This window comes from Glycomyces sp. NPDC021274 (assembly GCF_040641195.1).
Taxonomy (GTDB): domain Bacteria; phylum Actinomycetota; class Actinomycetes; order Mycobacteriales; family Micromonosporaceae; genus Glycomyces.
This window is the reverse complement of the sequence record NZ_JBFADC010000002.1, coordinates 127,795-138,181: the sequence shown is the minus strand read 5'-3', so window position 1 is coordinate 138,181 and position 10,387 is coordinate 127,795. Positions and strand designations below refer to the sequence as shown.

Below are 10,387 nucleotides of genomic sequence, written 5' to 3'. Positions count from 1 at the left end.
GAGCAAGTGGACAACCAGACAGGGGACCTCGTGAACAGTGACAGCGCTACGCAGCGAGTCGAAGCGGCGCTCGCCCGCATCAGTGCGACCGGCCGCCCCGAAGCGTGGATCGCACTGCGCGGCGAGGACGACCTCCTCGCCGAAGCCGCGCGCATCGACGCCGCACGTGCTGCGGGAGCGGACCTGCCGCTCGCCGGGAACGTGTTCGCCGCCAAGGACAACATCGACGTCGCCGGCCTGCCCACCACCGCCGCCGCCCCCTCCTTCGCCTACCGGCCCGAGCGGGACGCGACCGCCGTCGCCCGCCTGCGCGCCGCAGGCGCGATCTGCCTGGGCAAGACCAACCTCGACCAGTTCGCCACCGGCCTGGTCGGCACCCGCAGCCCCTACGGGGCCGTCCGGTCCGCCGCCGACCCCGCCCTGATCTCCGGCGGATCCTCCTCCGGGTCCGCCGTAGCCGTCGCGCTCGGCATCGCCGACTTCGCCCTCGGCACCGACACCGCCGGATCCGGGCGCGTCCCCGCCGCCCTCAACGGCCTCATCGGCGTCAAAGCGACCCTCGGGCTCGTCCCCGTCGACGGCGTCGTCCCCGCCTGCGCCTCCTACGACTGCCTCACCGTGTTCGCCCCCGACCTCGCCCTCGCCACCACCGCGATCCGGACCATGACCGGACCCAGTCCCGCCGACCCCGCCTCACGGGACTGGCCCGCCGACACCCCCCTCGCCGCACCACCGGCACCGCGCATCGCCGTCCCCCACCCGGACGCACTCCAGGCCCTCGACCCCGACTTCACACCATTGTGGGAGGCCGCGGTCGAACGGTGCCGGGCCGCCGGCGCCGACACCGCCGTCATCGACGTGCAGCCGCTGCTGGACGCCGCGCTCCTGCTCTACGAAGGCGCCCTCGTCGCCGAACGGTTCGCCGCGTTCGGCGAGCACCTCGACGCCGACGACACCGACCCCACCGTCGCCGCGATCGTCCGCTCCGCCGTGAAGTTCTCCGGCGCCGACCTCGCCGCCGACCAGCAGCGCCTGCGCGCCGTCCGCCGCGACGCCCGCACACTCCTGGCCGGGTTCGACGCGCTCCTGCTGCCCACCGCGCCCCTGCACCCGAGCCTCGCCGACGTCCACGCCGACCCCATCGGCGTCAACGCCCGCATGGGCACCTACACGAACTTCGTGAACCTCCTCGACATGGCCGCCGTCGCCCTCCCCGCCGGCACCGCCGGCACCAAGGGCTTCGGCGTGAGCCTCATCGTCCCCGCCTTCCACGACCAGGTCGCCATCGACCTCACCGCCCGCCTCCAGCACACCAGCGCGCCGCTGTTCGCCCCCGCCGGGTCCGACCTCGTCGTCTTCGGCGCCCACCTCACAAAGCAGCCGCTCAACCACCAGCTCACCGACCTCGGCGCCCGCTACGCCGGCGACGTCCGCACCGCACCCGCCTACCGGATGTACGCCCTCGACACCGACCCGCCCAAACCCCTCGTCATCCGCGCGGGCACCGGCGGCGCGAGCCTCCCGGGGGAGCGCTGGCAGCTCAGCCCGGCCGCACTCGGCCGGTTCCTGACCGCCCTCCCCGCCCCCATGACCCTCGGCGGCGTCGAACTCGACGACGGCACCTGGGCCACCGGATTCGTGGCAAGCCCGGCCTCGGGCGCCGACATCACCGCCGCCGGCGGCTGGCGGGCCCACCGGCAGTGACGCCCTACCATCGGCGGGCAGCAGCGCACACCCGAGGAGCCCCATGCGATACGACCCCACCGCCGAAGCCCTGGCCCGCATCGAACGCAAACTCGACCTGGTCATGCAGCACCTGGGCCTCCACGACCACGCACCGCCCGCCCCCGACCCCCTCGCCGACGTCCGGCACCTCGCCCGCCAAGGCAAGAAGATCCAGGCCATCAAGGTCTACCGCGAGCACACCGGCGTCGGACTGAAGGAAGCCAAAGACGCCGTCGAACAGCTCGAACGGCAGTGACCACCATGCGGGCCCGGCCCTGCGCCGGGCCCGCGCCGGCGCGCCCCCGTGCGACCATTCCGGCATGGAACACCCCGCGCTCCGCACCCGCCTCGCGGCCGAAGCCGCCCGCTTCCAGGACGCCGCCGCCGCGGCCGACCCTGACGCCGCAGTCCCCACCTGCCCCGCCTGGACCACGACCGGCCTCCTCGACCACGTGATCGACGTCTACGACCACAAGATCGCCGCGATACGCTCCGGCACCGCCCCCGGCGGCGACTACCGCACCCCACGGCCGGGCACCCTCCTCGACCAGTACGCGGGCGCGCTCGCCGACCTCCTCGCCGTCTTCGACGACACCACCCCCGACAGCCCGGCCCACGCCTGGCCCGGCGCCGAACCGACCGTCGGCTTCTGGATCCGCCGCCTCACCCACGAGACCCTCATCCACCGCGTCGACGCCGAACTCGCCGCCGCACGCGCACCCGGCCCCATCGACACCGCACTGGCCGAGGACGGCATCGACGAAATGCTCACCGTCATCCTCGACCGCGGCCTCAGCGCCCACCGCGAACACGTCAGCCCCGCCCTCGCCAGCCACGCGGGGCTCGTCGTCGCCCTCGACACGGGCGACCGGTCGTGGACCGTCCGCGTCGGCGACGGCACAGTGGACGTCGCCGACGGCGCCCGCCCCGACGCCCAAGCGCTCGTCCGCGCCGAGGCCGGGGCAGTGCTGCAGTGGCTGTGGCAGCGCCTCCCGGCCCAGGCGCTCCCGGCCGAAGGGGACGCGGGCCGCGCTGCGGCCCTGCACGCAGTGATGGGCGCATTCGGCGGGTAGCACCCGCGGGTGGACGTGACGGTCACTCGCGGGATTCGGGTAGGGTCGCGGCCATGAAACCCCCGCCGCAGCCGACGGTCCGCCGCGCCCTCATCGCCGCCGTCTGGCTCGCATGCGTCTTCGCGGGCCTGCTCGCCGCCGTGTGGGCCGTCGGCTGGGCCATGGAAGGCGGGCCCCAGCCGAGCCTCGCCACCGTCGCCTCCGCGACCCGCCTCGAGTTCCCCGACGGCACCGAGGTCACCGAATCGGACCTGTCGCAGATGGAGTCGCCGACCCCCGGCGACCGCGCCGAGGTCACCGTCGAGATCCCCTCGGACGCGTTCGACGACTTCATCGCCGACAACGCCATGGACGCCCCGCTGCTGGCCGGGACGACCCCCAACGGCACCGCCACGGGGACCATCCCGGCCGCCTGCACCGACGAGATCTGCTACAGCGCCGGCATCATCGTCGACGACGACGCCGTCACCGTGCAACTCGTCGTCACCCTCATCTAAGCCCCAAGCACACTGGCCCGCAGACGCCGCCGGAGCAGCGTCTGCGGGCCGTTGATCAGCGTGGCGGATGCGCCCGGGCACCGGCCTAGGCGAACAGGGCCGGCTCGCCCCGCTCGAGGTTCAGCAGCCGCTCCTTGCGCCACAGGCCCCCGGCGTAGCCGGTGAGCTTCCCGTTCGAGCCGATCACCCGGTGGCAGGGGACGACGATCGCGATCGGGTTGCGCCCGTTCGCCAATCCGACCGCGCGCACCGCCTTCCGGTCGCCCAACCGCACCGCGATGTCCAGATAGGACGCCGTCTCGCCGTAGGGGATGCGGCACAGCTCCGCCCACACCCGCTGCTGGAACGCCGTGCCCTGCGCCGCCAGCGGCAGGTCGAACTCCCGCAGATCGCCCGCGAAGTACGCCTCCAACTGGTCGACGGCCGCCTTCAGGACCGGGGTGGCCTCCTCGGGCCCCCACGCGTCCTTCATCTCCTCCACACCCATGTGGACGTACGTGACGCCCTCGTCGACCGCCGAGACGGCCATCAGCCCCAGCGGGGACTCCATCGTCAGATGCCTGGCACTGCTGTTCATCACACGCTCGCTTTCGCTTCGGTCGGCAGGTGGTTCGTCGGATGCTCACTGGAGGCCCACAAGTACTGGACCGCGTACGCCCGCCACGGCCGCCACGCCTGCGAACGGGCCTCCAAGGCCCGCCCGGCCCCGAGCTCCAGGTGCCGGGCGCCCTTGATCACCCCGAGGTCCTTCACCGGGAACGCGTCCGGGTCGCCCAGTGCCCGCATCGCGATCATCTCGATCGTCCACGGCCCCACCCCCGGCACGCCCGCCAGGTCCTCGCGGGCCTTCGCCCAGTCCGCGCCCGGCCCCACGTCGACCCGGCCCGCCGCCAGGGCCCGCGCCAGCGCCAGCACGGTCGCCTTGCGCCTGCCGGGCATCGGCAGGTGGGCGGGGTCGGCTTCGGCCAGCGCCTCGGGGGAGGGGAAGAGCCGGGTGAGGCCGCCGTCGGGGTCCTCGACCGCTTCGCCGTAGCGTTCGGCCAGTCCCGCGGCCACGGTGGCGGCCGAGGCGGTGGCGATCTGCTGGCCGATGACGGCGCGGATCGCGTACTCGGGGCCGTCGGCTTTGCGCGGCACGCGCCGGCCCGGGGTCTTGGCGACCAGGGGCGCGAGCACCGGGTCGGCGCTCAGGGCTTCCATGGGGGCGTGGGGGTCGGCGTCCAGGTCCAGGGCCCGGCGGCAGCGGGCGACCGCGGCGGTGACGTCCCGCAGGTCGGCGACGCGGAGGCGGCATTCGATGTAGCCGGGTCCGGGGCGCAGGGAGGCGGTGCCGGGGCCGTGGGGCAGGCGCAGGGTGCGGCGGTAGGCGCCGCCCTGCCATTCCTCGACGCCGGGGGCCGCGGCGGCGGCGAGGTGGCCGAACAGGTTCGACGGTTCGAACGGTTCGCGGTAGGCCAGGCGCAGGGTGATCGCCCCGCCGCCGGAGACGGTGCGGCCCTTGGCTTTGGAGCGCAGTTCGGTGGGGGAGCAGGCGAAGACGTCGGCGACGACGCGGTTGAAGGCGCGGATGGAGGCGAATCCGGCGGCGAAGGCGACCTGGCCCATGGGCAGGTCGGTGCTCTCGATGAGGGTGCGGGCCACTTGGGCGCGCTGGGCGCGGGCGAGCGCGGCCGGCCCCGCGCCGACCTCACTGATGAGGAGCCGTTCGAGCTGGCGCAGGGAGTAGCCGAGGCGGGCGGCCAGGCCGGCGGCGCCGTCGCGGTCGACGACGCCTTCGCTGATGAGGCGCATCGCGCGGGCGCACACGTCGGTGCGCCAGTCCCATGCGGGCGAGCCGGGGGAGGCGTCGGGGCGGCAGCGTTTGCACGCGCGGTACCCGGCGTCCTGGGCGGCGGCCGCGGACGGGTAGAACCGCTGGTGCTCGCGTTTGGGTTTCACGGCCGGGCAGGAGGGGCGGCAGTAGATGCGGGTGGAGGTGACGGCGAGGAACACCCAGCCGTCGAAGCGGGCGTCGCGTCCGGCGACGGCGGCCTGCATCCGCTCCTCGTCGCCGATGATCGCGTGGAAGTCCATGCCCCAAGACTGCCCCGCGGGTCCGACAACGGCTAGCCAGAAATCGACATCACGATTCGGGGAGCTGGAGGCGGTCGACGGCCTCGCGGGAGCGGCGGGCCGGGCGGCGGTCGTAGCGGGCGGTGGTCGCCGGGGAGGCGTGGCCGACCAGGGACTGGGTGATGGCCAGGTCGACGCCGGCGTCGAGGAGCTCGCCGATGAACGTGCGGCGGAAGTCGTGCGGGGTGTGGCGGCGCTGGCCGGCTTCGACCAGGCGCTTCATGAGGAGGTCGGCGATGGCCTGGCCGGTCATCCCGGCGAGCTGGGTGCCGGTGCGGCGCAGGCGCCCGGCCTTGTTGATGGGGCAGAACAGGGCGCCGGCGTCGTTGCCGCGGACTTTGGTCCAGCGGTCGATGCGTGCCTGGGCGGCCTCGGTGACGTAGACGGCGCGTTCCTTGTTGCCCTTGCCGACGATGCGGATGGAGCGCTCGGCCGGGTCGTAGTCGGCCAGGCGCATGGAGGCGATCTCGGAGCGGCGGCAGCCGGTGGAGTAGAGGGTGGCCAGGACGGCGGCGTCGCGGGCGCCGGCGGGGCCGGGGTCGGCGTCGCACGCGTAGAGGGCGGCGCCGAGCGCTTCGGCGTCGACCTGCTGGCCGACGGGGAGGCGCTGGGCTTTGACCGGTTGCAGGTCGCAGGCCCGCTGGTAGTCCTCGGCGGCCATGAGGTCGAGCCGCCAGGCTTCTTTGAGGACGCGGCGCAGGGCCGCGAGGTGCTTGTTGACGTACGCGCCGGACCAGCCGGCGTCGATCATGGCGGCCCGCAGGCGGGAGGTGTGCTCGTAGCGCAGCAGGTGCCAGGGCTGGCCTTCGCCCACGGTGTCGGGGTCGCCGGAGAGGAGCTGCGCGATGCGGTCGAGGCAGCCGCGCATGGTCCGGCGGGACTCGGCGGACCCGAGCGTGTCCAGGTAGGCGCGGTACGGGTCGGCGCCGGGCGCGGCCGGTGCGGGCGGGCGGCTCCAGTCGATCCCTGCGATCTCAGCGGACATGCGTCCCACGATAGTCCAAGCCTCACTGTCGTTGCGGCGGAAGCAGTTTACGGTGCCCCTGGCGCGTCCGGGTCCGGATCGCCGCGGTCGACGATTGCTCGCCGGCCGGAGGCAGGCCGCCTCCGGCGACCGCCCGCGTCCACGCCCCGCGGCGGCACCACATAGGTCGCGGTCGGTCCCCTCTCACCGCAATGGACGCAACCTACCCCGCCGGTGCGACATGGTGCGGCGTGGCAAGATCGGCGGTTATGAATTCGGCGTTCTACAGCACCACCATCGCCGTCCACACCGGACGCCGCGAGACCGTCAAGGACCTCACCGGCGACTGCGAGGCGTTCCTGGCCGCCCACGGCGCCCGCGACGGCCTGCTCAACGTGTTCGTCCCGCACGCGACCGCCGGGATCGCCGTGATCGAGACGGGTGCGGGGTCGGACGAGGACCTCCTGGACGCCCTCGCCGACCTCCTCCCGCGCACCGACCGGTGGCGCCACCAGCACGGCTCGACCGGGCACGGCCGCGACCACGTCCTGCCCGCCCTGATCGCACCGCACGCCACGCTCCCGGTGATCTCCGGCCGCATCGCCCTGGGCACGTGGCAGTCGGTGCTGCTGGTCGACACCAACCGCGACAACCCCGACCGGACCGTCAGACTCAGCTTCCTCGGCTAAAAGAGGTTCGAGCGGCCCCGGCGCCGGGACCGCTCGAACCTCCCGTTCAGGCCGCCGCGCTCAGCCGCACCCACTGCTCGGCGTCGAGCTTCACGTCGAACGCGGCCGCGACCTCGTCGAGCTGCGCCACCGACGACACCCCCACCAGGGGGATGATCGGCGCCGCGTGCCCGACCAGCCACGCCAGCACCACCTGGTTGCGCGTCGCCCCGGTCTCGGCGGCGACCTCGTCCAGGACCCGCAGGCGCGCCTCGGTCCCGGGGTGCCGGTAGTGCTCGCCCAAGGGCTTCGCCGGATTCGTGTACACGCCCGACAGGAGCGAGGAGTACGCCAGCAGCGCCGTCCCCGGCGTCGCGGCCACGAAATCTAGGTCCGCGTCACCGGCGTGCACATGCCCGCCCTCCGGGAGCACCGTGCCCGGGCGCGGCTGCAGGTACGAGTACCGGTTCTGCATCGCCGTGTAGGCTGCGGCGCCGGTGGCGGCCGCGACCGCCCGGGCCCGCTCGACCCGCCACGACGCGTGGTTCGACGCCCCGACCATCCGGGCCTTCCCGGCCCGCACCACCGCGTCGAACCCGGCCACGGTGTCCTCCAGCGGCGTCTGGCGGTCGTCGCGGTGCGACCAGAACAGGTCCACCCGGTCCGTGCCGAGCCGCTCGAGCGACTCGTCCAGGCCCGCGCCGATCCGCTCGGGCGTCAGCGGCTCCGAATGGTCCATGCCCCCGCCCGGGAACGACGGGCGCCGGCCCACTTTCGTCGCGATGACCAGGTCGTCGCGGTTGCCGCGCGCGGCCAGCCAGCGCCCCAGCAGCAGCTCCGACTCGTCGCCGGTGCCGCCGTCGATCCAGAACATGTAGCAGTTGGCGGTGTCGATGAAATTGCCGCCCAGTTCGACGAACCGGTCCAGGATGGCGAAGCTGGTCGCCTCGTCCTGCACGCCGCCGAGGGCCATGGCCCCCAGGCACAGGCGCGACACGTCGATCCCGTCGGTCCCCAATGCGATCCGCTCCACAGCGGTCTCCTCTCGTTCGCTTCTGTGGTGCCGACGTTAGGACTTGGAGTGGACTCCAGCGCAAACCCGCAGGCAGCCGACGTGAGGTATCGTCGTTGTTCGTGGCAGACAATGCAACGGCCCCCGTGTACACGATCGGCGAATGCGCGCGCCGGTCCGGCTTCACCATGGACACCCTCCGGTACTACGAGCGGATCGGCCTCATCGACGAGGTGCGGCGGACCGCGACCGGGCAGCGGCGGTTCACCGACGGCGACCTCGAGTGGCTCGGCACGTTGAAGTGCCTGCGCGACACCGGGATGCCCGTCGAGCAGATGGCGCGCTTCGCCGCGCTCGTGCGCGAAGGCGACCAGACCATTCCCGAGCGCATCCGGCTGCTGGAGGCCCACCGGGTCGCCGTGGACGCGTCCCTGGACGACCTCGCGGCCAAACGCGACTACATCTCGGGGAAGATCGCGTACTACCGGAGCGTCTGAAAACCGGTCGACACCCCGCCCGGAGGTGGGAATACTCGACGCGTGCACCACACCTCCCACGCGCTGGCGATCGCCGAGCGGCTCGCGGCCGACCTCGCCCCCAGTGCGCTCGGCGTCGCCCTGTTCGGATCGGTCGCCCAAGGCACCGACCACCCCCACTCCGACATCGACCTGTTCGTCGCCGTCGACGACCGCACTGTCGACAACCGCGCCCTCGAAGACCAAGCTGTCGAGCACGACGCTGTCGCCGCCGGTCCCGGGACCGAGATCCGGCAGGTCGACGGCCGCATGGTCACCCTCTCCCGCAAGACCCTCACCGATCTTGCAGGCGCCTTCGCCAACCCGTGGGAGGCGGTCGTCGCCGTCGGCGCATGGCGGCGGGCGCGCCTGCTCCACGACCCCGACGGGCACATGGCCCGCCTCCAAGCCCAGGCGAACGCCTGGACGTGGGACGTGATCGGCCCCGAGGCCGACCGTTGGGCCGCAGGGGAACTCGTCGGCCTGGCCGAGGAGGTCCACAAGACGTACGGGATGCTCGCCCGGGGCCGGTCCCGGGCCGCGGCCGCCAACCGGGCGATCCTCGTCCTCCAACTGGGGTACGCCATGTCGGTCGCGAACCGGCTGGTGTGCGACTCCGAGAACGACCTGTGGGACGCCGTGGCCGCCGCCGAAGGCCCCGCCTGGGCCGAGGCGTGGGACGCTGCAGCCGGGGTCGCCACTGTGGAGCACGAGGCCGGCTGCCGGGCGGCCCTGGCCCTGTACCGGCACGCCGCCGCCCGCCTCGAGGGGCACCTCGAAGGCGAGGCGAAAGCCGTCGTGCGCACCGCCTGCGACCTCGTGAAAGGCACCCCTTGACCGACATCACCGCCGAACTCGTCGCGGACCTCGTCGCCGAGCAGTTCCCGCAATGGGCGCATCTGACCGTCGCGCCCGTACCGCGCCAAGGCTGGGACAACCGCACCTTCCGGCTCGGCGAGGCGCTGTCGGTGCGCCTGCCCAGCGGCCCCGGGTACGTCGCCGCCGTCGCGAAGGAGGACCGGGCCCTGCCCCTGCTCGCCGCGCACCTGCCGCTCCCGATCCCCGAACCGGTCGCCGTCGGCCGCCCCACCGCCGCCTACCCGCACCCGTGGTCGGTCCGGCGCTGGATCGGAGGCGACACGCTCCTGGACGCCGACCGCGTCGACCGGGCCCGGCTCGCCGGCGACCTCGGGGCGGTCCTGGCGGCGCTGCGCGCCGTGCCCGCAACGGGCGGCCCGGCCGCCGGGGCCCACTCGTTCTACCGCGGCTGCCACCCCAGCGCCTACGCCGACCAGGTCCAGCAGTCCCTGCGGCTGCTCGGCGGCACCGTCGACGTCCGCGCGTGCGAAGCCGTGTGGGAGCAGGGGATGCGCACGGTCTGGACGGGTCCGCCGGTGTGGTTCCACGGCGACATCGCACCGGGGAACCTCCTCACTTCCGGCGGGGCGCTCGCGGCGCTCATCGACTTCGGCACGTGCGGGGTCGGCGACCCCGCCTGCGACCTCCAGATCGCCTGGACCTTCTTCACCGGCGACGACCGCGCCCGGTTCCGGGACGCGGCCGGTCTCGACGACGGCACCTGGGCGCGCGCGAGGGCCTGGACACTGTGGAAGGCGCTCATCATGATGTCCGGCGTCTCCGGCAGCGACCCCGACGGCGTCCAGGCGGCCAACCTGGCAGCGGTCCTGGCCGACCCGCTCAACTGAGGCCGGGGACCAGCGCCGACGAGGACCACCGGCTCCGCGCTGGATCGGATCGCGAGGTCCAGGGCCGCAACGCGATCGGCGAGCACCAGGGGCTGACCCGGAGGATCGAGCGCCC

At 73.7% G+C, this 10,387-nt stretch carries 12 protein-coding genes; 8 read left to right on the top strand and 4 right to left on the bottom strand.

The annotated features are described in order from the left end of the window. Positions 1–6 precede the first annotated feature (6 nt). From atzF to AB0I03_RS04560, 4 genes are all read left to right on the top strand, one after another. Positions 7–1,704 (top strand): allophanate hydrolase, encoded by a 1,698-nt coding sequence (gene atzF / locus AB0I03_RS04575; protein ID WP_360406336.1) that lies wholly within the window; start codon positions 7–9, stop codon positions 1,702–1,704. A gap of 43 nt (positions 1,705–1,747) precedes the next feature. Continuing rightward, on the top strand, positions 1,748–1,981 hold the full coding sequence (locus tag AB0I03_RS04570; RefSeq protein WP_360406333.1) for a ribosomal protein L7/L12: 234 nt from the start codon (positions 1,748–1,750) through the stop codon (positions 1,979–1,981). A 64-nt stretch (positions 1,982–2,045) separates the two neighbouring features. Next, on the top strand, positions 2,046–2,798 hold the full coding sequence (locus AB0I03_RS04565; RefSeq protein WP_360406330.1) for a maleylpyruvate isomerase family mycothiol-dependent enzyme: 753 nt from the start codon (positions 2,046–2,048) through the stop codon (positions 2,796–2,798). A 53-nt stretch (positions 2,799–2,851) separates the two neighbouring features. Next, entirely contained in the window at positions 2,852–3,295 is a 444-nt protein-coding gene (locus tag AB0I03_RS04560) for a hypothetical protein (protein WP_360406327.1), read from the top strand. Positions 3,296–3,380: 85 nt separating this feature from the next. Here AB0I03_RS04560 and AB0I03_RS04555 read toward each other — a convergent pair whose 3' ends face one another. From AB0I03_RS04555 to AB0I03_RS04545, 3 genes are read right to left on the bottom strand one after another with little or no spacing between them, the layout of a single operon-like run. After that, a complete protein-coding gene (locus tag AB0I03_RS04555) occupies positions 3,381–3,872 on the bottom strand; it encodes a methylated-DNA--[protein]-cysteine S-methyltransferase (RefSeq protein WP_360406324.1) in 492 nt (163 codons plus the stop codon). Then, complete coding sequence (locus AB0I03_RS04550; protein ID WP_360406321.1) at positions 3,872–5,368, bottom strand: AlkA N-terminal domain-containing protein; 1,497 nt, start codon at positions 5,366–5,368, stop codon at positions 3,872–3,874. Before AB0I03_RS04550 ends, AB0I03_RS04555 begins: the two co-directional genes overlap by 1 nt. A gap of 49 nt (positions 5,369–5,417) precedes the next feature. Beyond that, positions 5,418–6,392: a tyrosine-type recombinase/integrase gene (locus AB0I03_RS04545; RefSeq protein WP_360406318.1), complete on the bottom strand. Its 975-nt coding sequence runs from the start codon at positions 6,390–6,392 to the stop codon at positions 5,418–5,420. Between the two features lie 248 nt (positions 6,393–6,640). Here AB0I03_RS04545 and AB0I03_RS04540 point away from each other — a divergent pair, with 248 nt between their 5' ends. Then, positions 6,641–7,060 (top strand): secondary thiamine-phosphate synthase enzyme YjbQ, encoded by a 420-nt coding sequence (locus AB0I03_RS04540; protein ID WP_289959473.1) that lies wholly within the window; start codon positions 6,641–6,643, stop codon positions 7,058–7,060. Positions 7,061–7,106: 46 nt separating this feature from the next. Here AB0I03_RS04540 and AB0I03_RS04535 read toward each other — a convergent pair whose 3' ends face one another. Next, positions 7,107–8,072: an aldo/keto reductase gene (locus AB0I03_RS04535; protein ID WP_360406315.1), complete on the bottom strand. Its 966-nt coding sequence runs from the start codon at positions 8,070–8,072 to the stop codon at positions 7,107–7,109. A 101-nt stretch (positions 8,073–8,173) separates the two neighbouring features. Between AB0I03_RS04535 and AB0I03_RS04530 the strand changes: the two genes are divergently transcribed. From AB0I03_RS04530 to AB0I03_RS04520, 3 genes are read left to right on the top strand one after another with little or no spacing between them, the layout of a single operon-like run. After that, positions 8,174–8,548 carry a MerR family transcriptional regulator gene (locus AB0I03_RS04530; protein ID WP_360406312.1) on the top strand — a complete coding sequence of 125 codons (375 nt, stop codon included), beginning with the start codon at positions 8,174–8,176 and terminating at the stop codon, positions 8,546–8,548. A gap of 42 nt (positions 8,549–8,590) precedes the next feature. Continuing rightward, a complete protein-coding gene (locus AB0I03_RS04525; RefSeq protein WP_360406309.1) occupies positions 8,591–9,403 on the top strand; it encodes a nucleotidyltransferase domain-containing protein in 813 nt (270 codons plus the stop codon). Then, positions 9,400–10,272, top strand: coding sequence for an aminoglycoside phosphotransferase family protein (locus tag AB0I03_RS04520; protein WP_360406306.1), 873 nt, complete (start codon positions 9,400–9,402; stop codon positions 10,270–10,272). Before AB0I03_RS04525 ends, AB0I03_RS04520 begins: the two co-directional genes overlap by 4 nt. The last annotated feature ends 115 nt before the right edge of the window (positions 10,273–10,387 follow it).